Origin of the sequence: Acidobacterium capsulatum ATCC 51196 (assembly GCF_000022565.1) — a bacterium.
Lineage (GTDB): Bacteria > Acidobacteriota > Terriglobia > Terriglobales > Acidobacteriaceae > Acidobacterium > Acidobacterium capsulatum.
In genome coordinates this window covers 796,903-820,415 of record NC_012483.1, presented here as the reverse complement: position 1 = coordinate 820,415, position 23,513 = coordinate 796,903, and the positions used below count along the sequence as shown (strand labels likewise).

The following is a 23,513-nucleotide window of genomic DNA, read 5'->3' as shown; positions in this document are numbered from 1 at the left end:
AAGACGCGGCTGTGAATTGTGAGTGAATCGCACTCATATATCGCTGACCGTCAGCGGCTAAGATTTGCCTGGGTCGCTTTGGGTCAACATCGCCGCCCGGCTGGGCCGTGTGCAGGTCAGGATCGAGGCTGCCTGAGCTCGACCGTCTCCAGAAAGTAGAAATTGCCAGACGGGAAGGGAACGATCCGCACATGCTTGAGCCGCCGCGTGTGCACCAGCACCGTGTCCAGATACCAAAGGTCGAGCGTGGGCAGCTCGCGCGCCACCGTCTGCTGAATCTTCGCGTAATCCTGCTTCTCTTCAGCCAGCGTTGGAGCCGTCTGCGCATCCGTAATCCACTGGTTCACATCGGGATTGTTGTAAAAGCCGCGATTGGCGCCGTAAGGCGGCACTGCCGAGGCCGCATAGGTGTAGCGAAAGATATCCGGCTGCTCATTGCCGCCAATCCAGCGGGAGATGGCCAACTGAAACGCGCCGTGAGTCAAATCCGCATAGAACGTGGCGAACTCGAAGCTGCGCACGTCGAGGGCAATGCCCACCTGCGCCAGCTCATCCTGCATGGCCAGGGCAATGAGGCGGGTGGTCTCATCCGTCGAGGTCTTAAGCGAGAGGTGAAAGCGAATGCCGTCGCGGCCTCGCGGATATCCGGCTTCATCGAGCAGCCGGTTGGCCAGCGCGGGGTCATAGTCATGAGGCGGAGTCCGGGTCCAGGCCCAGTGCTCGGGCGGCAGCAGGCTCTCGGCCAGCCGCGCTCTACCGCGAAACAGCGACTGCACGATCAGCTTGCGGTTCACCGCTGCGGCAATCGCCTGCCGCACCCGCACATGCCGCAGAATTGCATCGCGCGTATTGAAGACCACATAGTTCAGATTGGTGCCCGGCTCGGCTTCCACCACCAGGTTGGGATTCTGCATCAGCGCCGTCACCGTATCGGCCGGCAGGCTGTTCAGCTCCACGTCGGCCGCGCCCTTTTCGAGCTCGAGCGCTCGCGTTGTCGCGTCAGGAACCACATCAAAGCGCACCCGCCTTATCTTCGGCTCCGCATGCCAGGAGTGGGGCGCGCGCTCAATCACCACGTCGCGGTCAAACCGCTGGCTCACAAACTCAAAGGGGCCGGTGCCCACGGGGTGCTGCCCAAAGTTGCGTCCGCTGCCATAGGGGACAATGCCAATGGCACCATCGGCCAGATTTTCAATAAAGCTGTTGTCGGGCCGCTTGAGATGAAAGACCACGGTCCAGGCGTCGGGCGTGTCGATACTGCGCACATCTTCATACGACCCGGCCTTCACCGTGATCACCGTGCCATCCATCATCGACGTGAAGGTCCACTTCACATCGCGCGAGGTCAGCGGCTGGCCATTGCTGAAGCGAACATCCCTGCGAAGGTGAAAGATGTAAGTCAGAGGATCGGGTGTCTGCCAGCTCACTGCCAGATCGGGTGCAAAGCCGAAGTGATTGTTGTGCTGCACCAGCGCGTCAAAGAGCAACTGATCAATGTGCTCCGACTGCGCATCGAGCCCCACGCGCGGGTCGAGATTGGTGGGGCTGCTCTCAATCACCATCACCACGGTATTGGCCGGAGGTTTTTGGCCGCCGCATCCGCTCAGGGCGAGCATCAAGACCGCGAGCACCACAAAAACGGTGGGTGCCCCATTCAAGCCCGCTTTTGGCTTGAGTGGGGGGATTGCTTGCGTGGGGTGGCAGGCCACTTCCTCACCCATGCGAAATCGTCCCCAGCACCACGGGCATGATGGCGCCGGTCGCGGAGGGCAGATTGCCGGGCAATCCGTAATAGGTGCAGTAGGCTAGCAGAGCGAAGGCCGCGGCCTCCTTGGCTGCGGCGGGCATGCCCACCTCATCGCTCGCAAAGAGCTTGCAGCCCATCGGCTCCAGACGCTCACGCAGCATGCGCACCAGCGTGAGATTGTGCGCACCACCGCCGGACAGAATGTATTCGACAGGCGCGCTGCCCATCATGGGCTGCACAAACCGGCCGAAGCTGCGTGCAATGGATTCGGCAGTAATCGCCGTCGCCGTGGCCACCGTGTCTTCCGCGCTGGCTGCTGCCTTGCGGCAGGCCGTGAGCAGCGTTTGGGTAAAGGCCGCGCCGAACTGCTCGCGCCCGGCAGACTTTGGCGGAGCTTTCTGAAAGAACGGCATGCGCAGCGTGCTTTCGACGATGCTCTCCAGCACGCGTCCCTTCTCTGCGATGCGCCCGTCACGGTCATAGGGCTTGCCAAATAATTGCTGCATGAGCGCGTCGATCGCCATGTTGCCCGGACCCGTATCGAACGCCATCACCTCGTCCGCCCCGCCGCCTGCCGGAATCGCCGTCAGGTTGCCGATGCCGCCGATATTCTGCAGCACGCGCGCAACTTTAGTATCGGCAAACATTACATAGTCGAGCAGCGGAACCAGCGGTGCGCCCTGCCCGCCCACCACCATGTCAGCCGGGCGAAAGTTTGACACCACCGGAATTTGTAACCGTGTTGCGATCAAAGCCGGTTCGCCAATCTGCCAGGTGCAGGCAAAGCGCTCGCCCGCATAGGCGGCCGGCTGCGCCTGATGGTAGATGGTCTGCCCATGGCAGCCAATTAGATGTGCGACGGTCTGATGCTTTTCCTGCGTGGCCTCGATTGCATCGGCATACGCGATGCCCAGCCGCCAGTTCAGCCGCGCCAGTTCCGCCGTCGAGATGCTCTTGGCATCCTGCGCCCCCAGCACCGCCGCGCGCAGCGCTTTGGGAAAAGGGAAGCTCTCATGAGCCAGCAGCTTCAGCCGCACGCTGCCTTCGCCGCGCACCGTGCGCGGGCCAATCTCCGTCAGGGCCACATCAATGCCATCGCCCGAGGTGCCGCTCATCACGCCTGCTACGATCAGCGTCTCCGGCTTCATGTACATTCCCTGGCAAAGGCCGCCATCTGCGCGCGCAACTTGTCGATCTGCGCCACGGTGGGGCTCCGCAGAGTCTGGGTTTGAATGAGGCTCCATCGCCGCGCCCATTCCTCCACGCGACGGGCCGCGGCTGTCAGTTGCCGCCGGAATGCGACGCGCTGCTCTGCCTCGCGTATCAATGCTTCGTAGGCCGTCAAAATCAATGCCGGATTGTGGCAGATCTCCACCACATCGGTGCCGGCCGCGATGGCATGAATGACCGCTTCACCCATCGAGCAGTGCGAGAGCACGCCGCCCATCTCCATATCGTCAGAGAGTACCAGTCCGCGAAAGCCGACGCGCTTGCGCAGAATCTTCTGAATCCAATGCGGCGAGAGCGATGCCGGAGTGTGATTGCGCGTCACCAGCGGATAGGCCGCGTGCGCCACCATCGTGATGGGCACGCGCCGCGCCAGCGAGCGAAAGGGCGCCAGGTCTTCGTTCCACAGATCGGCCCACTTGCGATCAATCACTGGCATCGTCAGGTGCGAATCCACAATGCCGCCGCCCAAACCCGGAAAATGCTTTGCGCATCCGAAGACTTCTTCCGTCTCCAGTCCCTCAAGAAACGTCAGCGCATATTGCCGCACCTCATGCGGAAGCGCCGATACCACGCGCGTCTTCATCACCCCGGCGGAGTTTGGCAGCGCGAGATCGACCACCGGTGCCAGCGTCGCGTTGAAGCCGGCCATGTGCGCGGCTTTGCCAATCAGCTTGCCGTGCCGGTAAAACATCTGCGGGTCGCGCGTGGCAAACACCCGCGCAGGTGAGGGCATCGGTGTGAGCACGTCGCGCAGCCGGTCCACCATGCCGCCTTCCATGTCCACGCAACGCAGCGTGGGCCGATCAATGATGCGGCTTGCCTCGCGCAGCAGTGCTACCGTTTGCGGAATCGTCTCAATGTTCCGCCGGAAAAGAATGATGCCCGTCGGGCGAATCAGCTTGAGCCACGCCCGCTCCAACTCGCTCAGCGCCGTGCCGCTCAACCCCACCATCATCACGCGTCCGGCGGCTTCGCGCACTTCATTCAGCTTTGTGGGCATCAGCGGCCTCCGTCCTTTGCGCCCCGTGCAATTTCAGTCTTCAGCTCGTGCAGCAGGTTCAGGGCATCGAGCGGCGTCAGCGTGTTCACATCCGTCTCCGTCAGGCGATCCAGAATCTGCTGCGAGAGCGGCGTAAACATGGTCATCTGCAACGCCGGAGCCGTCTCCGCCTCCACATTGCCGCGCTCAGAGCGCTCATGCTGCTTGAGCACCTGCCGTGCCCGTTGAATCACGCGCGGCGGCAGCCCCGCGAGCCTCGCCACCTCAATGCCATAACTCTTGCTGGCCGCGCCCGGCTCCATGCGATGCAAAAAGACGATGCCTTTCGGCGATTCCTTCACCGCCACGCGCAGATTGCCCAGCCGCGGCAGTTGCTCGGCCAGCATCGTCAGCTCGTGATAGTGCGTGGCAAAGAGCGTGCGCGCGCCCACTTCCGCATGCAGAAACTCAAGCGTGGCCCACGCCAGCGCCAGCCCGTCAAAGGTAGCTGTGCCGCGCCCCATCTCATCCAGCAGAATCAGCGACCGCACCGTCGCCGTATTCAGGATGGTCGCTGTCTCGGTCATCTCCACCATAAAAGTGGAGCGCCCGCGCGCCACATTGTCACTCGCGCCAATGCGCGTGTAGACGCGATCGACCAGCCCGAAGCGCATGCGCTCGGCCGGAACAAAGCAGCCCATCTGCGCCAGGATCACAAGCAGCGCCGCCTGCCGCAGATAGGTCGATTTGCCGCCCATGTTCGGCCCGGTGATCAGCAGCAGGTGCGGAGCCGAGGCCGCTTCCGGCGTCGCCTCCGTGGCATCCACATAAAGATCGTTCGGCACAAAGCGCGTCGTTCCCGCGCGCTCCATCAGGCACTCAATCACAGGATGCCGCGCTCCGATCAGCTCGAGTACCGGCTCAGATTCCAGCAGCGGACGCGTGTAGCCCCGCAGGCTGGCCAGATGCGCAAAGCTTGCCAGCAGGTCAATCTCGGCAATCATGACGCTCACGCGGCGAATACGCGCCGCATGCGAGAGCACCAGCCTACGCAGCTCGGCAAAGATGCGCTTCTCAATCTCGACAGACCGGTCCTGCGCGGTTAGCACCTTGATCTCGTAGTCTTTCAACTCGGGCGTTGTGAAGCGCTCGGCATTCACCAGCGTCTGCTTGCGCTCATAGTCTGCCGGCACATGCGCAAGATTGGCCTTGGTGACCTCAATGTAATAGCCAAAAACAGAGTTGAACCGCACCTTGAGCGAGGGAATGCCTGTGCGCTGCCGTTCGCGCTCTTCAATCGCCGCAATGGAGCTTCGCCCCGAGTGGCTGATAGTGCGCAACTCGTCCAGTTCCGCATCCACGCCCTCGGCAATCGCGCCGCCATCGGCCAGCGTCAGCGGAGGCTCGGCCACGATCGTCTTCTCGATGGCCGAGTGCAGGTCTTCCAGTCGATCCAGTCCTTCGCCGGTCTGCTTCCACCAGCTTGCTCCCATCTGCAACAGTGACGATTGCAATTCCGGCAGCCGCCCCAGCGAGTGGCCCAGCGCCAGCACGTCGCGTGGTCCCGCGCTTTCGAGCGAAATCTTCGCCAGCAGCCGCTCCAGGTCCAGAATGCCGTCCATCGCGCGCCGCACGGCCTCGCGCCCCAGCAGAGACTGGCGTGCCGCATCCACCGCCGCGTAGCGGGCTTCGAGCCTAGCCGCGTCCATCAACGGCCGCAGAATCGAAGCACGCAGCAGCCGCTTGCCCATCGGCGTCACGCACTCGTCCAGCGCGCCAAACAGTGTGGGGTCGCCCTCCGTGTCGCGAAACAGGGGCTCCACGAGTTCCAGGTTGCGCACGCTCACCTGGTCCAGGTGCAGGTGCTCGTTGCGCTCATAAAAGTAGAGCGCGTCCACATGCACCGGCCCTTGATCTTCCGGGCCGCTCTTCTGTGTCGCGCGGATGTAGTGCACAATCGCACCCGCTGCCGTGGCCGCTGCTGTGTGTCCACCCAGGCCAAAGCCATCGAGCGACTGCGCACCCAGTTGCCGCTCCAGCAGAGGCAGGCCGTATTCAGCGGCAAAAATCCAGTCTTCCAGCGCGGAGCAGGTCTTCACCTGCGCCACTTCTGCCGGTGCCTCGGGCGCGTTGGCCCACCCTTCGCTGGCCGCGAAAATCAGCTCACTGGGGGCAATCTTTCCCAACTCGTCGAGCGCCATCGCCAGCGCTTCGGGTCCGCGAAACTCCGTGGCGCGAAAGTCCGCTGTCGATAGATCCAGATACGCCAGCCCGACGGCGTCGCCCACCCGATGCAGAGCCGCCAGGTAATTGTTCTGCCCGGCGCTGAAGGCCGTGTCAATGGCCGTGCCTGGCGTCAGCACGCGCGTCACCTCGCGCCGCACAATCTTCTTGGTGAGCTTGGGGTCTTCCATCTGGTCGCAGATGGCGATCCGGTAGCCCTTGCGCAGCAGGCGAGACAAGTAGCCATCCACGGCGTGGTAAGGCACGCCGCACATCGGCTGCGTGCGCTCGCGGTCGCGCGCCGTCAGGGTAATCTGCAGTTCGCGCGCGGCAATCTTGGCGTCTTCGTAAAAAAGCTCGTAAAAGTCGCCCATGCGAAAAAACAGCAGGGCATCCGGGTGCTCGCGCTTCGCAGCCTGGTATTGGCGCATCAGCGGAGTCAGATTCGCGTCTTGAGAGGAGGTCGTAACTTCAGGCACAGGAATACGCCAGCATACCGTGAAAGGCATGCCGGCGTGTAGTGGGGGGAACGCGCGGCCATCCGGTTTAATCCTGCTTGTCGCGCGTCAGGGCATCAGAGCCATGCTGCTTGACCATCTTGTTGTAAATTCCCAGCAGCAGAAACGGCGCGGCCCACTGCCCGATAAACAGTGCCTGCTTGTCTTTGTTGGCCACCTGGAACGAAAGCGAGGCCACCATCGAGGCCAGCGCAGCTCCCAGGAAAAAGCTGGTGGGCAACTGCGAAGAGTTGCGTTCCAGATAAGCCGTGACCTGGTCCTCGGCCACTTCGCCCGCGTGTACACGATGATCCATTTCTCTTCTCCCTTGCGCCCAAAGCGTGAGCACATAGCAACAGAGATGCCCACTTTGAGGCCGCTGCGAGATGTGCCGCGGATCCCGATTCACTCCCGTGAAAGCCTCGCCGCCAGTCTTTGACGCCCCATCAATTCCGGGGTCATGCCATCCTTTTGGGGTCGGTGTTCATCCGCGGACAAGAAACAGTACGCCAGCCACAACCAGAACCGCCTCGATGATCGCGGCGAAAACCCTCTCGGGTAGCCGGTCCACAATACGCTTGCCGGTGAAGGACCCCACAATCATCACCGGGCCCAGCGCAAGCCCCGTCGCCACATCATGCACCGTCAGCAGCGCGGTCTGCCTGTAGGCCACCAGCTTGGCCACATGCATGACGACGGCCGACAGAGCCTCGGTGCCAATGTAGGCTCCCTTGACCAGGCCATAGGCCAGAAAGAACGGAGCCATCAGCGGCCCCACGCTGCCCAGCAGGGCAGAGAGAAAGCTCGATCCCGCGCCAACGGCTGCAAACGCCGGAGTGGGAAAGCGGCGCGAAAGCCCTGGCCGCAGATGCCGCCAGACCACCACCAGCAACAGAAATGCGCCCAGCAGCCGCGTCAGCCCCGCCAGAGGAGCAGACGCAAACAGATACCCGCCCAGCAGCGCCATCGGAATGCCGCCGGCCGCAAACCATGCCACCACGCGCCAGTTCAGCTCTCGGCGGTTAAACCACACCCGGCTGGCATTGCCGGTCAACTGCGCGACGGTCAGGATGGGAATGGCCGCGCGCATCCCGAACATCGCCACCAGCGCGGGCAGCAGCACGGCTGCTCCGCCAAAACCCGTCACCGCCGCCAGCGTGGAGGCAATCAGCGCAACCACGGCCAGCAGCGGCCATTCCCATGCGTGCGGCAAAAGCGCCCTCCCGATGGCTCAGTATCGCAGCCGCAGGCAGCGGCATTCTTCTGAGGTTGGCAGAGAAGAGTCTCATGGCGCACAGAAGGCGAAAGCGATGTGCGCTGCGTTACATCCTCATGAGGCAGCGGCACTTAAGCTGGTCCTCTATACTGAAGTGTCATCGTTATTACCGCCGCGTATGTATCTGATCTGGCTCAGGGCCGCTGTTTTTCTTTACGGACTCGCGAGTGTCGCCGCGATCCCCGCCGTCTTTGGCGGCAAATCCACGTGGAAGCAGCTTTGTCTGCCCGCGGCGGTGGGCGGCTTCGTGCTTCAAATGGTGGCGCTGGTCGAGATGCTCACGGCGGCCCATCACTGGATTCCCACCGGCGCGCATGAAGTGCAGGTCGCGCTTTCGCTGCTGGTCACGCTGATCTTTCTGCTGGTGTGGGCGGTCTACCGCACATTTTCTTTTGCTGTATTTGCGCTGCCGCTGTCGCTGTTGCTCACCATCGTGCCGGCCATCTCTGACCAGCGCTACACCTTCAGCTCCGAGCACATTCGCAGCGGCTGGATCTTCGCCCACGTCTTTCTGCTGCTCGCCGCCTATGCCGCGCTCTTTTTCAGTCTGCTGGCGAGCATCCTCTATCAGGTCGAAGAGCATCGCCTCAAAAACAAGCGTTCGCCCCGGCTGACCGAGTGGCTGCCCCCGCTCGACACCATGGACCGCATCGCGCAGTCGCTGCTTATCGCCGGCTTCCTCTGCATGACGGCCGGGCTCCTGGCCGGCTCGCTCATCGCACAGGAACGCTCCGGAGCCCGCTACTTCGCCGATCCCAAAATTCTCATGTCCTTTGTGACGTGGCTGCTATACGTCCTCATGATTTATGTACGGCGTAGTACCGGATTTCGAGGAAGACGAGCCGTTTACCTCTCTTCGCTCATCATCTTAGCGATGATCAGTGTCTACGCCGCCAACCTTGTCAGCTCGGTGCACAGGTTCAGCCTGCCATGAATCTTCTGCTCACAGGACTGAATCACAAGACCGCGCCCGTCGAGCTGCGCGAGCGCCTCAGCATTCCTGAGGATGCGCTCGCCGCTGTCACGGCGCAGGTGCTGGCCCTCCCCGGCGTCGATGAGGCCGTGATTCTTTCCACCTGCAACCGCGTGGAGTTGCTCATCGCTCACCGCGAGCGCGTGGCTGAGCCCGACATGGCCGCTTTTCTTGAGGAGTGTTTTCAGCTCTCCGGCTCAGGCCTGCGCGAGCATCTTTATCATCACCGCGAGGCCGAGGCCGTGCGGCATCTCTTCCGCGTAGCCTGCAGCCTTGATTCGCTGGTGCTCGGCGAGTCGCAGATTCTCGGCCAGGTCAAAGCCGCCTACGCCGCTGCCAAAGAAAACGGAGCCGTGCGTTCGCAACTCGACCGGCTCCTGCAGGAGACCTTTGCGCTCGCCAAGCGCGTCCGCACGGAAACGGAAATCGGCGCGGCCCCGGTCAACATCTCCTCGGTCGCGGTCGATCTGGCGCGCCGCATCTTCGGCTCGCTCGACGGCAAGCGTGTACTGCTGCTGGGCGCGGGCAAAATGAGCGAGCTGGCCGCGCGCCACCTCGTGCATCACGGCGCCAACCGCATCCTCGTGGCCAACCGTACCCTCGCGCGGGCTGAGGCGCTTGCGGCGCAGTTCAACGGCGAGGCCATCACCTTTGACGCGGTCTTCTCCCTGCAGGACGTTCCCGACATCCTCATCACCTCCACCGGCGCCCCGCGTCCCATTCTTACCGCTGCGCACGTGCAGCAGTTTCTCCATCGCCGCCGCCGCAAGCCCATGCTGCTGGTCGATATTGCCGTGCCCCGCGACGTCGAGCCCGAGGTCAACCGCCTGGAAGGCGCGTTCCTCTACGACATTGATGATCTGCAGTCAGTGGCGAGTGCCAATCTCACCGATCGCAAGCGCCAGGCCGAGCTGGCCGAAGAAATCGTCGCCGCCGAGGCCATCAAGTTTGAGCAGAAGCGCCGCTCGCTGGAAATTGGCCCCGTCATCTCGGGCATGCAGCAAACCGTCGAAGCGCTTTGCGAGGCCGAGCTGCAGCGCCTCGCACCTCGCATGCATTCCATGACCGATGAGCAGTACGCCGCTGTGAAAATGCTCACGCGAGGCCTGATGAACAAGTTTCTGCACCTGCCCAAGCAGGCGCTGCGCTCGGCTGCGCAGACCGGCGACGATGCCGCCGTGCGCGCCATCCAGTCCGCCTTTGATCCTTCAGTGCTCCGCACCGGCCCTAAGGGCGATCTGGCCTGCCCTCGCAGCGGAGTCTCCATGGACGACGTGAAGCGTGAAAAAGCTCGCGGTCACCATGCAGAGCAGGGAAGTACCGCATCCGCACCGGCAGAGGCAGCCACTGATTCTGCCTTCTCAGACGAAATTCCGGCGAGGCGTCATTGATGCGCATTGGTTCCCGTGGCTCTCAACTGGCTCTCTGGCAGGCCAACCATATCGCGGCCCGTCTGCGCACCTTGGGTCATGAGGTCACCATCGAGATCATCCGCACCACTGGGGATGCATTGCAGCACGTCACCTTCGCCAAGGTCAGCACTGAACTGGGCGGCAAGGGCATCTTCACCAAAGAGATTGAGGAGGCATTGCGCGAGGGCCGCATTGATCTTGCCGTCCACAGCCTCAAAGATTTGCCCACGGATCTCGACCCGGCCTTCACCCTCGCGGCCATCCCCGAGCGTGTGGACCCGCGCGATGCGCTGCTCTCAGCCCGCTATACCTCGCTGGCCAGTCTGCCGCACGGCGCATGTGTGGGCACCAGCAGCGAACGCCGCCGCGCGCAGTTGCTCGTCCACCGGTCCGATCTTCGCTTTCAGGAATTTCGCGGCAACGTAGACACGCGCATCCGCAAGATGGTCGAGGGGCAGGCCGATGCCATCATTCTGGCTTCGGCTGGGCTCGAGCGCCTGGGCCTCACCGAGTACCGCCGCGAATGCTTAGCGCCAGAGATTCTTTGCCCCGCTGCCGGCCAGGGCGCGCTCGCCATTGAGACGCGAGCAGACGACGCCGAAACTCTCGCCATCCTCGCCTCGCTCGACCATTCCGCCACCCGCTATGCTGTGACCGCCGAGCGCACCGCGCTGGCCTCGCTCGGCGGCGGATGCCAGGTGCCCATCGGCATTCACTGCGCGCCGGTGCCGGGTGCTGACGGTGCTTATGCCATTCAGGGCGTCGTCGCCGGAGCCGCTGCGAAAGCCGCGTCCAGCGCGGCCCATCCTGTGATTCGCGTGGCGTTTGAGCACCAGCAGGGCCTTTCGCCGCAGGCCCTGGGCCGCCAATTGGCCGAGGAGCTGCTTCGCCAGGGCGCGCAGCCTTTTGCCTGAGCCTGGGGCCGGTCGCGTGCACCGTTTTTTGAGGTCAGGCGCGCGACGCGTTTAATCTATTCAGTGACACCCAAAAAAATACTGCAGGAGGCCCACGTCGTGACTTCCAAGCCATCCTCATCGCAGCCGCTCTCTGGCCGCCGCATTCTTGTCACCCGCGCTGAACATCAGGCCGGGCGTCTCTCCCATATCCTCGCCTCGCTGGGGGCCGAGCCCGTCGAAGTTCCGGCCATTCGCATTCTGCCGCCGGATACCTACGAGCCGCTCGACCACGCCCTGCGCACGCTCTCCAGCTACGACTGGATCATTCTCACCAGCGCCAACACCGTCAACGCCATGCTCTCGCGCATCGAGCAGCTCGGCATGGTCTCGCCAGCCTCGCAGACCGGGCAGGCCATCTATGGACCCATGCCGAAGATTGCCGCCGTGGGCCCCTCCACCGCGAAGGCCGCCGCCCGTGTGCGCTGGAACATTGACCTCATGCCCGACAAGTACGTCGCCGAATCGCTGCTGGAAGCGCTCGGCGACAAGCTGCGCGGCCAGCGCGTGCTGCTGGCTCGCTCCTCGCGCTCCCGCGACGTCATTCCCGAAGCGCTCCGCGAACAGGGTGTCAACCTTGATGTTGTCGAGGCCTACCGCACCGAGATTCCCGAGGAATCCCTCGCCCAGATCCGTACTCTCTTTGGCGATGGTCGCCCGCATGGTCTTGCCGCGGCCACCTTCACAAGTTCTTCTACGGTCGATAACTTTTTCAAGCTCATGCGCGCCTCCGGTCTCGCTTTTGTTCCATCGACTCTGCCGGCTATTTCCATTGGCCCCATCACCAGCAAGACGCTCCGCGATCACGCCTGGGAGCCGTCCGCCGAAGCTGACCCCCACTCCGTCGATGGCCTCGTCGATGCGGTCGTGCGCACACTCAGCCGTTAATCAGGAGGCGTAGGGCTTTTGCGCAAAACAAGGGGAGGGGAAACCCCTCCCTCTTGATCTTCAAATGAGGATTTTGTCTCAGCTCTTCTTGTGACATCTTTGGTATCAGGGCACGGCTTTAGCCCTGCCATTTGCACAGCACCAAAGAGGGCTTTAGCCTCTGTTTCACAGGATTAATCCCACGCTGGAAGGCGCGGTTCCGCCTCAGCCGCAAGATTTCGGAACACCCTCCGGCCCCGTATCCTCGCAGACCAGTTGCAAGAGCAGCAGCGAACGCGCCGTCACCTGATACGTGTCGCCTATATTGAACTGCTCCTTCTGCGGCTGCGCGCACATGTCTTCAATGTTGGTGTCGATCAGCAGCGCCCACGACGAGCCTCCGTTCGACTCCGGCAGCGTGAACTCCACCAGATCGTGATGCCCATTGATGATCATCAGCAGCGTCGCCTCGGTGCCGCGCTGCTTCACGCCGCTCACCGGCGAGCGCCCGTCGAGCAGCATGCCAAAGCAGCGCATGTTCGTGTCGCCCCAGTGCTGATCTTCCATCTCGCGTCCGTTGGCGTTGATCCAGGTCACATCCTTGAGGCCCTGTTCCTCGTTCCAGTCGCCGGTTAGAAAAAGGTTGCGGCGCAGAATGGGATACTTGCGCCGCAGCCCGGTCAGCCGCTGCACAAAGCGCACCTGCGCTTTTTCCTTCTCGGCCAGGCTCCAGTCGACCCAACTGATTTCATCGTCCTGGCAGTAGGCATTGTTGTTGCCGCCCTGCGTGCGCGCAAACTCATCGCCGGCCACCAGCATCGGCGTACCTTGTGAGAGCAGCAGCGTCGCCAGCATGTTCCGCATCTGGCGGTGGCGCAACGCGTTGATCTCCGCATCGTCGGTAGGGCCTTCCGCCCCGCAGTTCCATGACAGGTTGTTGTCATTGCCGTCGCGGTTGCCTTCGCCGTTGGCCTCATTGTGCTTCTCGTTGTAGCTCACCAGATCGTTCAGCGTGAAACCGTCATGCGCGGTAATAAAGTTCACTGACGACCACGGCCTGCGCCCCTCGCAGTTGAAGATAGAGGCCGATGCGCACAGCCTCTCGGTCAGCGCGGCGGCATGCGCTTCGCCCCGCCAGAAGTCACGCACATCATCACGAAAGCGGTCATTCCACTCCGCCCACTCCGGCGGAAACGCGCCCACCTGGTAGCCGCCCGGACCGCAGTCCCACGGCTCGGCAATCAGCTTGACGCAGCCCAGCACCGGGTCCTGGCAAACAGCCTTCAAAAAGCCGCTGCGATTGTCAAAGCCGTTCGGCTCGCGCGCCAGAATCGTTCCCAGGTCAAATCGAAAGCCGTCCACATGCGTCTGCTCCACCCAGTAGCGCAGGCTGTCGGTGACCATTTGCAGTACGCGCGGATCCGTCACATTCAGCGTGTTGCCCGTGCCGGTGTCATTGATGTAGTAGCGCGGATTGTCCGGCAGCAGCCGGTAATAGCTCGCATTGTCGATGCCCCGGAACGACAGTGTCGGCCCTTTTTCATTGCCCTCGCCGGTGTGGTTATACACCACGTCCAGAATCACCTCCAGCCCCGCGTCATGAAACCGCGAGACCATCTCCTTGAACTCCTTCAGCGTGTCCGCCGGGTCCGACGCATAGCCCGGGTCAGGCGCGAAAAAGCCGATCGTGTTGTAGCCCCAGTAATTGGACAATCCCTTCTCGACCAGGTGGCTGTCATGCACAAAGGCGTGAATGGGCAGCAACTCGACCGAAGTCACCCCCAGCGAGCAGATATAGTCCAGCACCTCTTTCGTCGCATAGGAAGCATAGGTGCCGCGCAAATGCTCCGGAACCTTCTCATGGCGCTTGGTAAAGCCCTTGACGTGCATCTCATAAATCACCGTCTCGTCAAAGGGAACCCGCAGCTTCGTCAGCCGCGTCTGGCCGTGCCAGTCAAAATTCGGGTCTACCACGATGCACTTCGGCATGTAGGGCGCGCTGTCGCGCTCGTCAAAGGTCAGATCATCCATCGACTCCATTCGGTAGCCAAACAGCGCCGGATTCCACTCGATATGCCCGCTATGCGCCGTCGCATAGGGGTCGAGCAGCAGCTTGTTCGGATTAAACCTGTGACCCTTCTCCGGCTCATACGGCCCATGCACGCGGTAGCCATAGCGCGTCCCCGGCTTGATGTCCGGCAAATACCCATGCCATATCTGGTTGGTGTACTCCGGCAGCGCAATCCGGGCTTCTTCGTTCTCTCCCGATTCGTCAAACAGGCACACCTCCACCTTGGTGGCATGCGCGGAGAAGACTGCAAAGTTGGTGCCCTTGCCGTCCCATGTCGCGCCTCGCGGCAGGGGATGGCCTTCAAGAATCTCGTAGTTCTTGTTTGTCATTTTTCTTCCTTACGTGTGCAAATTGGCGGCAAAGCGCGATCGCTGCGAGCCAACCGCGCCTGTGCATGCTTCGATGCCAAAAAGCGGTGGAAACGCCGCTTCTGCTCCTGGTCCGAGGCTCGCTGCTTTTGCAATGCACGAAAGCATGCACGCAACGGTACAATGCCCGCATCATGGAAATCACACAGGCGCAGCAGGAGGTTCGGGAGACCTACCTCGGCGGATTCGCCGGCCAATTGGTTGCGGGCACTCTCTGGGCAGTTTCCGCGGCAGCCTGTACCTGGTCTTCCTTACATCTGGCCGAGATCATTCTTCTGCTGGGCGGATTCTTCATCTTTCCTTTGACGCAGCTTTTACTGCGCCTCATGGGCCACTCCTACGCGCTGCCCAAAGGCCATCCGACGAACGGCCTGGCCATACAGGTGGCCTTTACGCTGCCGCTCAGCCTGCCTCTGGTCATCGCTATCGCCGTCATTCACCCGGTCTGGTTCTATCCGGCCTTCATGATTGTCTTGGGCGCGCACTATCTGCCATTTGTTTTTCTCTATGGCATGCGGCAGTTCGCCGTTCTCTGCGGGCTTCTGGTGGCAAGCGGCCTGATACTTGGCATGTATCGGCCCTACCCGGTCAGCCTGGGAGCCTGGCTGACGGCTGCGCTTCTCTTCATCTTCGCGTGGACCGGCCGCCACACGGCATTGCGAAGTACAGCTCACGCAGCAGTTCCCTGAGCGGGAATGGCGCATCCCCGATTCTCTACGCCGTCCTCGATTCCCACCGCTTTGCCTGAAATTACCCCGAAAACCGCTACCATAGCTACAGGGGCAAGATCCGTCCGGCATCTCTTCGCACCCCCTCCGCCCCCCGGATCTCTAAAATCGCTGCCACAAAACATGTGAATCTGGATTCACATTTATCTTCTGGCTCGTGCTGGTCGTATCTCGTTGTTTTATAAGGTGCTTATGCGGTTTCTGGCCGGGCCGTTTCTTTACCCGTGCTTCGGTCAAGAAAATAGGATAGAAATGTGAATCCATATTCACATTTGTCCAAGTCGCTCATTTTGTAAGGTTTACCGGCGAAATCGGCCGAAAAACCAGAAAAAACGTGAATGCATATTCACATAATGACTCAAGTTTCACAAAATAAAAGGTTTAAGCATGAAATTCGCACCTGATGTCCTCCCGGATGCGAATCCCCATTCACATTCCCGCCGAAGACCACGTCTTGTCCCCGGAATGGCACAGTGTCTCCAGCGTGCATACCTCGCACTTCGGCTTGCGCGCATCGCACACCTGCCGCCCGTGGTAGATCATCTCGTGTGAAAACTGAATCCACCTCTCCCGCGGCAAAATCTGCATCAGCTCCTGCTCCACCTTTTTAGGGTCGTTTGAATTCACCAGCCCCAGCCGGTTTGAGAGCCGCAGCACATGCGTATCCACCACCACGCCTTCGGCCTTGCCAAAGGCCACGCCCAGCACCACGTTGGCGGTTTTGCGCGCTGCTCCGGGCAGCGTCAGCAACTCGTCCATGCTCTCGGGCAGCTTGCCGCCGTACACCTCCACCAGCCGCTTGGCCGCCCCGTGAATCGACTTCGCCTTGTTGCGATAAAAGCCCGTGCTCTTCACATACTCTTCAATCGCCTCGGGCGTGGCTTGCGCCATCGCTTGCGGAGTAGGGAAGTCGCGAAACAGCTTCGGCGTCACCATGTTCACCCGCGCGTCGGTGCACTGCGCTGAGAGAATCGTCGCCACCAGCAGCTCCCACGGCGAGCGGTGCAGCAGCGCGCACTCGGCATCGGGATAGGCCGCCCGCAGCCGCCGCAAAATCTCAGCCACGCGCTCCGGCGAGCGATCTCTTTTTTTAGAGGAAGCTTTGGCGCTCTTGCGGGGCACAGCCGTGGCAGTGGATTTCGCTTTACGAGCGGGGACCTGATCGGCCTTGGCCGGAGCGAGCTTGGAGGGCGCGGCCTTGGAAGGTGTCGTCCGGGCCTTCTTGGACGCGGTGGGCTTCGGGGCTGTCTTGGCTGCTTTTGCGGGTGGCTTCTTCGTGCTCTTCAGGGCGGGCATGCACGCATTGTAACCAGCGCCGTCTCTTTCAGCGCGGTGGCCACACGCTTCCCGTATACTGCCATCGAATGAGTGAAAAAATCCTCGCCCTTCTGGCCCACTTCATCATCTCTGTCATCTCCTCCACCGGGTACACCGGGGTGGGCCTGCTCATGGCGATCGAGTCGGCCTGCATTCCTCTGCCGTCAGAGGTCATCATGCCGTTTGCCGGTTATCTGGTGGAGATGGGGCGGCTCAACCTCTTCTGGGTGGCCACGGCGGGGGCCATCGGCTGCAATCTTGGCTCGGCCATCGCCTACTGGATCGGCGCCTGGGGCGGCCGTCCCTTCATTGAGCGCTATGGGCGCTTTGTGCTGCTCAGCACCCATGACCTCGATCGCACCGAGCGCTTTTTTGAGCGCTACGGCAGCATCACGGTCTTTGTGGGGCGGCTGCTTCCTGTGGTTCGCACGTTCATCGCCCTGCCGGCCGGCATGGCGCGCATGCGGCAGTGGCGCTTCCATCTCTACACGTTCCTGGGTTCCTGGCCCTGGTGCTTTGTATTGGCCTATGTGGGCGTCCGGCTGGGCCGCGCCTGGGATACGGATCCCCGCTTCAAGGCGATCTTTCACCGTTTCCACCTGGGCGTCGAAATCGTCGTTCTGCTTGGTCTGGTCTGGTTCGTCTGGAGCCACTGGAAGACCCGGGAACGGCCCACGCAGGCCTAGCCTCCACTCAGCCCCGCAAAGCTGCCGTTAAGCCGGGCGGCATTGCCAAACCATGCCTCCGCGTCAGAAACTGAAGATTCGTGCAATCAACATTGGAAGGAAGAGAGCAGGCGCAGAAAGCAATGTCATCGAAAATTCAGCCAGCAAACGGAAAACTGGGAGTCATGGTGGTCGGCATGGGTGCCGTCGCCACCACACTGATCGCGGGTGTCGAAGCCGTCCGCAAGGGACTGGCCAAGCCGATCGGCTCGCTGTCACAGATGGGCAGCATCCGCCTCGGCAAGCGCACCGACGGAAAATCGCCGCTCATCAAGGATTTTGCCCCGCTCGCCTCACTCGACGACGTGGTTTTCACCGGCTGGGATATCTTCCCTGAAAATATGTATGAGGCGGCCAAGCACGCGCAGGTGCTCGACAACGACCAGTTGCGCACCATCCAGCCCTACCTGGAGTCGATCGAGCCCATGCCGGCCGTCTTTGACCAGCACTACGTCAAGCGCCTCAACGGCACGCACGTCAAAAAGGGCAAGAGCAAGTGCGACCTCGCGCAGCAGGTGCGCTCTGACATTCAGGCGTTCAAGGAGAAGTGCGAGCGCGTCGTGATGATCTGGACCGGTTCGACCGAAATCTTCCTCGAGCCCACCCCCATCCACGACAATATTGAGGCCTTCGAGAAGGCGCTCGTCAATGACGATCCTGCCATCGCGCCCTCGCAGATTTACGCCTACGCCGCGCTCAAGGAAGGCATTCCCTTTGCTAACGGCGCGCCCAATCTCACGGTCGATCTGCCCTGCATGATCGAGCTCTCCAAGCAGACCGGCGCGCCCATCTGCGGCAAGGACTTCAAGACCGGCCAGACCTTCATGAAGACCGTGCTCGCCCCGGCCTTCAAGGCCCGCATGCTCGGCCTGAGCGGCTGGTACTCGACCAACATCCTCGGCAACCGCGACGGCGAAGTGCTCGACGATCCGGAATCCTTCAAGACCAAGGAAGAGTCGAAGCTCGGCGTGCTCGAGTACATCCTGCAGCCCAGCCTCCACCCCGATCTCTACAAGGATATCTTCCACAAGGTCCGCATCAACTACTACCCGCCGCGTGGCGACAACAAAGAGGGCTGGGACAACATCGACATCTTCGGCTGGCTCGGCTATCCGATGCAGATCAAGGTCGATTTCCTCTGCCGCGACTCCATCCTCGCCGCGCCGCTCGCGCTCGATCTCGTGCTTTTCCTCGATCTGGCCAAGCGTTCGCCCGAGCTGAGCCACCTCGGCATTCAGGAGTGGCTGAGCTTCTACTTCAAGTCGCCGCAGACCGCGCCGGGCCTCTATCCCGAGCACGACCTGTTTATTCAGCTCATGAAGCTCAAGAACACGCTGCGTCACATCATGGGCGAAGACCTCATCACCCACCTCGGTCTCGAATATTACGACTGAGGTTCAGTTTCCGTGAAAGACCAAAACCCCTCCAACCGGAGGGGTTTTGCTTTGCTTGCAATGTCAGATAAGCCGTCTCAAGCATCAATCATGTGATTTCGCACGGCGTAGCGAACCAGATCGCTCACATTTCTTAGCCGCAGTTTGCGCATCACATTTTTGCGTTGTGTTTCGACAGTGAAAGTACTGGTGCCCAGTACGGATGCCGCTTCTTTCGTGGATTTTCCCTCGGCTAGAAGCTGCAGCACCTCGCCTTCGCGAGGAGTCAGTCTTTCTTTATAGACAATGCCGGGACCCGTCAGGTGAACAGAACGCGCCAGCGACTGCAGCACAACGTCCGTGATTACAGGAGAGAAAAAGGTTCCCCCCGCCATTACTGATTGAATGGCCTGTAACAGGATTTGACCGGTATCGGTCTTGAGTAGATAGCCACGGGCACCGGCCTCGACCGCACTTCGAACCAGTTCATTGCTCTGATGTTGGGTCAGGATAATGACCTTCACGGTTGGCAGCGCATTCAGGATCCGGCGGGTAGCTTCGATGCCATTGAGTTCCGGCATAGTGACATCGATCACAACGAGAGTTGGCTTGTAGAGGATCGCTTTATCGAAAGCTTCCCGTCCTGTCGTCGCTTCATCGCATACGATTCCGCCATTTCGCTCGATGGCATCCCTGACGCCTGCGCGGAGCAGCATGTGATCGTCGGCAATTAAAGCATTCACTCCCTTCATCATGCAGGTGCTACCTTGGGCACAACCGCTCGCACGAGTAGGCCTGGATTGGCGGGAAGCAGCTCGATGGTCCCTCCAAATGGGCGAATTCGTTCCCGCATCCCCGCTATTCCCACTCCCATGTGTGCATGAGACTGGCTCTGATCATAAAAAGTTGCGGGTAGACCCTTGCCGTGATCTTCCACCTCGAGCACGAGATCTGCCGCAATCTGGATGCGTATCTCAGCCCAGGAACTTCCGGAGTGCCGCAGAATGTTGGAGAGAGACTCCTGAACAACACGGAAAAGTGCTAATTCAAGGTCAGAGTCGAATCTTGGAAGTGGCGTGGCAATTTGAACTCTGATGTCGATGTCAGTTCTTCGCGTCAGCCCTTCCACAAAGATCCGGAGTGCCGACTCCAGCCCCAGGTCTTCGATGAAGGGAGGATGCAACAGGTAGCTGATCGTCCTCAGTTCTTCTGAGCAAATCGTAACGAGCGCCTTTGTGTCTTCCAGGGCATTTCTGCTGGTCCGGTCTAAGGATTCTGAAGATATTTTGTCGAGATTGAGAGAGAGCAATGCATGCAACTGAAGCACCGAATCATGCAACTCTCGTGCGATGCGGCGTCGTTCTTCCTCTTGCGCTTTTAAAAGTTGACTACTCCAATTCTGAAGCGTCTTTTCTTCTTTGGGACCAGTGCTGTTCCCCGTTGCGACGGATGGAGGTACTGCCGCGATCTCTGCTCTTTGCTTTTGAGCTTGTGGCGGCGGAGCAAATGATCTTCTGATGGATAAAGGAGGGAGCGACATTTGGGAGTTCCCCGCGAAATCTGTGTGTGGAGGTTTAGAACGAGGATATTCCAAGTAGTGCGGAAGCTGATCTGAATGACGTAATTCTGCCGTGGCGCAATCGCTGTACGGAGAGTCGCGTTGTTTCCCGCGAGCAATTTCAAATCGATATTGTCCTGCGTTCGCGCAGTATATGACGTTCTCTTTGCGTGCAGTTCTCTCCATCATCAAGGCAGGAATAGATGATGCCGGAACAGGAGCACCAAAAAGAAATCCTTGTCCGAGTTCGCATTGCAGGCTCGTGAGCAGATTCGCCTGGATATGCGTCTCAATCCCTTCGGCAACCGTGTGGATTCCAAGAGCTTCTCCCAACGCAATCACGCCGGCGATGAAATCTTCAGACCTTTGATATTCCGATATGCACTGGACGAACCTCATGTCGATCTTCAGTTCGTCAAAAGGAATCTCGTGAAGGTGCTGCAAACCCGCATAACCCTTACCGAAATCATCGAGCGAAAGACGAAATCCGCTGCGGCGGATACGGTGAACGGTGGCTCGTGCCAATGCTGTATTTTCAATCCGGGTCGATTCCGTCAGTTCAAGAGTGAGGCATGAGATTGGAAATCCCGAGCATTCTGCAATGAGGCTCAATCGTTCGCACAACTCTGGATCAAGGAGTTCATCGGCTGAAATATTGATTGAAAGCCGCAGAGGCATGGGACAAAACGCCGCAATTGCGACGGTCGCCTGGCCTAGAACCTCATGCGTGACATCCGGCAAAAGATTAGCGCCCTGTGCTAACGGAATGAATTCAGCCGGCAGCAAAATTCCGAGCTCTGGATGAAGCCAGCGAGCGAGCACTTCAAAGCCTGACAGGCTCCCGGTCTTAAGCTCGATCTGCGGCTGAAAATAGGGAACAATCTCTCCGGATTGCAAGGCTAGGATCAGTCTTGATGTGCTTATAGTCGCCATAACGATGCACGGCCCTGTTGATCGTCTATGAAATCGCTTCATCCCGCGGAAGAGCAGTCGCCACAAGCAGGATCAGAATGAGAGAGATCTCGCTTTATGGAAAAGCATGGCTTTCGTCCGGCAGACTGTCCATCCAGTCCAATGCATATGGCAATGGCGCTAGTGGCTATTTTTCTTCAAGAGCAAAGAGGCTCGCGGGGAGAGAGCTTCCGTTTAGCTATTCACTGTGCTGCTTCTGTGATATTCGCGCACGCCCCAGAATCTCTGGTAGCAGATCTCGCAGAACCACGGATACTTCCGGATCAGTTTCGCCGCTGCCGCCGCTAACCCCCGCCGGGGAATGCGATGAACGCTATCCCTTCGGAGACAGGTTGGGCAAACGGGATGCTTTTGGGGCATTAATTATCTCCAGCAAAACAAGAGGGCAGATAGGTAGAGCAACAAGTCGATCGAAATGCATTAACTGAGGAGCGAAGCGGTCTGTTGCCGCATCTTTTTGCCCGTCCCTCAAAAAAAAGACCGCCCTCATGGAGGGTGACTCGCTGATGGCGGTCTGTCCAAATCTCCTGTAAATGTTCTCTACTATCAAAATGCTGAATTTCTTCTAATAATCCCATCCCTGAGATCGGGTAAATAAATATCCCAAAATGGGTATACAACCCTGTGCGCATTTATAAAGGGACGCCATCTTGTGTTTATGCGGAGTAAACGGAGGGCGGAGAGGCCCCCTGTGCTCTCATCTTCCGGAAGATTCAATCGGGGAGGCGGCCACCAGGGAGCATCCTGAGCGCGCAGGCGGCTCAGTCGTCGACGGCCGAATAATTGAATTGTGCAGATGCCGGTACGCTCCAGGGCGACAACACACCATGCCCTGATGGATGGCGGCGAGAGCACCCATCAGCGTGGACGTTCCTGCCCGCGCAGGGCGCATTGAGCGGCCAGAAAGATGCCTTGATAGTGCTTCTTTCTATCGCAATTGTTTCTCGACAAAGCCCGGGGCCACGCTGAAGGCGGGTATTTCTCTGCCTTCACCATTCCGCTCCCGGCTGCTATCGTGGCATGGTGGCGATATCAGAAGCGGCCGGCAAAAGGAGGGCGAATGGACGTGTGGGGGCTGAGACGGGAGCAAATCAGGCAGGCGATCGCGTGGGCGTGTGGAATCTTCCTGGCCTTGGTGCTGCTCGCCCCCGTGCTGGCGCAGCGGGACACGAAGCGCGCACCGTCGGGTTGGCAGATCGGGCCTCGGACCAGGTTGCAGGCCGGTTCATGGCGCCGTCCTGTCGATGCGCCGATTCTTACTCCTGATCCCAGCGCCGTTTTTCGCGATCCCATCCGAAGACAGATGGTGCATTGGGAGGCAAACGCCACCTTCAATCCGGCGGCCGTCGTGCGCCACGGCAAAGTCTATATCCTCTACCGTGCAGAAGACGACACTGGCCTGCAGGCCATCGGCGGCCACACCTCGCGCCTGGGGCTCGCCTGGAGCCGCGACGGCATCCACTTTACGCGCGATCCGGAGCCGGTCTTTTATCCTGCCAATGATGCGCAGAAGAGCCGCGAGTGGCCCGGCGGTGTGGAAGACCCGCGCATCGTGGAGGCTCCCGGCGGCCTGTATGTGCTCACCTACACCCAGTGGAACCGCAAGGTGACTGACATTGGTCTTGCCACCTCACACGACCTGCGCCACTGGACCAAATACGGCCCCATCTTTCCTCACCGTCTGGGCCCTGCCTTCGAGAGTTACAAATCGGGAGGAATCGTGACCCGGCTCGACCACGGTCGCCTCGTCGCCGCAAAGATCCATGGCCGGTATTGGATGTATTGGGGAGAAAAGATCATCCATCTCGCCTGGTCGCCCGACCTCATTCACTGGACGCCCGTCATGAATCCGCAAGGCGACGCACTGGTGTTGCTGCAGCACCGCCCGGGGCACTTCGACAGCGGATTTCCCGAGGTAGGCCCCCCGCCGCTGCTCACGCCGAAGGGCATCGTCCTCTTCTACAACGGTAAAAATGCATCGCAGCATGGAGATTCCGCACTCGGCTCGGGCGCATATTCGACGGGGCAGGCTCTGTTTCAGACATCCAATCCGGGCCGTCTGCTGGCGCGCTCCACGGAACCCTTCCTGAAACCGGAGCGCCCGTACGAAAAGACGGGCCAATACGGAGCCGGCACCACCTTTGCCGAGGGGCTTGTCTTCTTTCATCACCGATGGTTTCTCTACTATGGCTGCGCCGATTCCCGCGTCGGCGTCGTGGAAGCCGCGCAGCGCTGAGGGCGCGC

At 60.5% G+C, this 23,513-nt stretch carries 18 protein-coding genes; 8 read left to right on the top strand and 10 right to left on the bottom strand.

Going from position 1 to position 23,513, the window contains the following annotated elements; all coding sequences use genetic code 11:
* Window positions 1-116 precede the first annotated feature (116 nt).
* The 6 genes from ACP_RS03450 to ACP_RS03425 form a co-directional block, all read right to left on the bottom strand.
* Window positions 117-1,721 (bottom strand): ABC transporter substrate-binding protein, encoded by a 1,605-nt coding sequence (locus ACP_RS03450; RefSeq protein WP_015895892.1) that lies wholly within the window; start codon window positions 1,719-1,721, stop codon window positions 117-119.
* A complete protein-coding gene (locus ACP_RS03445; protein WP_015895891.1) occupies window positions 1,714-2,895 on the bottom strand; it encodes an anhydro-N-acetylmuramic acid kinase in 1,182 nt (393 codons plus the stop codon). The genes ACP_RS03450 and ACP_RS03445 overlap by 8 nt, the downstream gene beginning before the upstream one ends.
* Window positions 2,892-3,977, bottom strand: a complete 1,086-nt coding sequence (locus ACP_RS03440) for a glycoside hydrolase family 3 N-terminal domain-containing protein (protein WP_015895890.1) — start codon at window positions 3,975-3,977, stop codon at window positions 2,892-2,894. Before ACP_RS03440 ends, ACP_RS03445 begins: the two co-directional genes overlap by 4 nt.
* Complete coding sequence (mutS, locus tag ACP_RS03435) at window positions 3,977-6,688, bottom strand: DNA mismatch repair protein MutS (RefSeq protein WP_148215006.1); 2,712 nt, start codon at window positions 6,686-6,688, stop codon at window positions 3,977-3,979. The genes ACP_RS03440 and mutS overlap by 1 nt, the downstream gene beginning before the upstream one ends.
* A 37-nt stretch (window positions 6,689-6,725) precedes the next feature.
* Entirely contained in the window at window positions 6,726-6,992 is a 267-nt protein-coding gene (locus tag ACP_RS03430) for a hypothetical protein (protein WP_015895888.1), read from the bottom strand.
* A 168-nt stretch (window positions 6,993-7,160) separates the two neighbouring features.
* Entirely contained in the window at window positions 7,161-7,889 is a 729-nt protein-coding gene (locus ACP_RS03425) for a sulfite exporter TauE/SafE family protein (RefSeq protein ID WP_015895887.1), read from the bottom strand.
* A gap of 181 nt (window positions 7,890-8,070) precedes the next feature.
* Between ACP_RS03425 and ACP_RS03420 the strand changes: the two genes are divergently transcribed.
* The 4 genes from ACP_RS03420 to ACP_RS03405 all read left to right on the top strand — a co-directional run bounded on the left by ACP_RS03420 (window position 8,071) and on the right by ACP_RS03405 (window position 12,178).
* On the top strand, window positions 8,071-8,886 hold the full coding sequence (locus ACP_RS03420) for a cytochrome C assembly family protein (RefSeq protein WP_015895886.1): 816 nt from the start codon (window positions 8,071-8,073) through the stop codon (window positions 8,884-8,886).
* A complete protein-coding gene (hemA, locus tag ACP_RS03415) occupies window positions 8,883-10,316 on the top strand; it encodes a glutamyl-tRNA reductase (protein ID WP_015895885.1) in 1,434 nt (477 codons plus the stop codon). The genes ACP_RS03420 and hemA overlap by 4 nt, the downstream gene beginning before the upstream one ends.
* Window positions 10,313-11,251: a hydroxymethylbilane synthase gene (hemC, locus tag ACP_RS03410; RefSeq protein WP_015895884.1), complete on the top strand. Its 939-nt coding sequence runs from the start codon at window positions 10,313-10,315 to the stop codon at window positions 11,249-11,251. Before hemA ends, hemC begins: the two co-directional genes overlap by 4 nt.
* Window positions 11,252-11,350: 99 nt before the next feature.
* Window positions 11,351-12,178, top strand: a complete 828-nt coding sequence (locus ACP_RS03405; RefSeq protein WP_015895883.1) for a uroporphyrinogen-III synthase — start codon at window positions 11,351-11,353, stop codon at window positions 12,176-12,178.
* 204 nt (window positions 12,179-12,382) lie between these two features.
* On the opposite strand, the gene glgX is transcribed toward ACP_RS03405, so the two are convergent.
* Entirely contained in the window at window positions 12,383-14,557 is a 2,175-nt protein-coding gene (gene glgX, locus ACP_RS03400; protein WP_015895882.1) for a glycogen debranching protein GlgX, read from the bottom strand.
* A 173-nt stretch (window positions 14,558-14,730) separates the two neighbouring features.
* Between glgX and ACP_RS03395 the strand changes: the two genes are divergently transcribed.
* Window positions 14,731-15,285, top strand: coding sequence for a DUF7010 family protein (locus ACP_RS03395; protein WP_148215005.1), 555 nt, complete (start codon window positions 14,731-14,733; stop codon window positions 15,283-15,285).
* Window positions 15,286-15,753: 468 nt separating this feature from the next.
* Here ACP_RS03395 and nth read toward each other — a convergent pair whose 3' ends face one another.
* Window positions 15,754-16,620 (bottom strand): endonuclease III, encoded by an 867-nt coding sequence (gene nth / locus ACP_RS03390; RefSeq protein WP_083770496.1) that lies wholly within the window; start codon window positions 16,618-16,620, stop codon window positions 15,754-15,756.
* A 68-nt stretch (window positions 16,621-16,688) separates the two neighbouring features.
* On the opposite strand from nth, the gene ACP_RS03385 reads away from it, so the two are divergent.
* Window positions 16,689-17,327 carry a DedA family protein gene (locus tag ACP_RS03385; protein WP_015895879.1) on the top strand — a complete coding sequence of 213 codons (639 nt, stop codon included), beginning with the start codon at window positions 16,689-16,691 and terminating at the stop codon, window positions 17,325-17,327.
* Between the two features lie 122 nt (window positions 17,328-17,449).
* On the top strand, window positions 17,450-18,760 hold the full coding sequence (locus ACP_RS03380; protein WP_015895878.1) for an inositol-3-phosphate synthase: 1,311 nt from the start codon (window positions 17,450-17,452) through the stop codon (window positions 18,758-18,760).
* A 77-nt stretch (window positions 18,761-18,837) separates the two neighbouring features.
* Here ACP_RS03380 and ACP_RS03375 read toward each other — a convergent pair whose 3' ends face one another.
* Together ACP_RS03375 and ACP_RS17145 are read right to left on the bottom strand one after the other, a co-directional pair.
* The gene (locus ACP_RS03375; RefSeq protein ID WP_015895877.1) at window positions 18,838-19,482 is read right to left on the bottom strand and encodes a response regulator transcription factor; all 645 of its coding nucleotides are present in this window, start codon (window positions 19,480-19,482) and stop codon (window positions 18,838-18,840) included.
* An 8-nt stretch (window positions 19,483-19,490) separates the two neighbouring features.
* On the bottom strand, window positions 19,491-21,230 hold the full coding sequence (locus ACP_RS17145) for an EAL domain-containing protein (RefSeq protein WP_052294663.1): 1,740 nt from the start codon (window positions 21,228-21,230) through the stop codon (window positions 19,491-19,493).
* A gap of 1,174 nt (window positions 21,231-22,404) precedes the next feature.
* Between ACP_RS17145 and ACP_RS03365 the strand changes: the two genes are divergently transcribed.
* Window positions 22,405-23,505: a glycoside hydrolase family 130 protein gene (locus ACP_RS03365; protein ID WP_238525688.1), complete on the top strand. Its 1,101-nt coding sequence runs from the start codon at window positions 22,405-22,407 to the stop codon at window positions 23,503-23,505.
* Window positions 23,506-23,513: the final 8 nt, after the last annotated feature.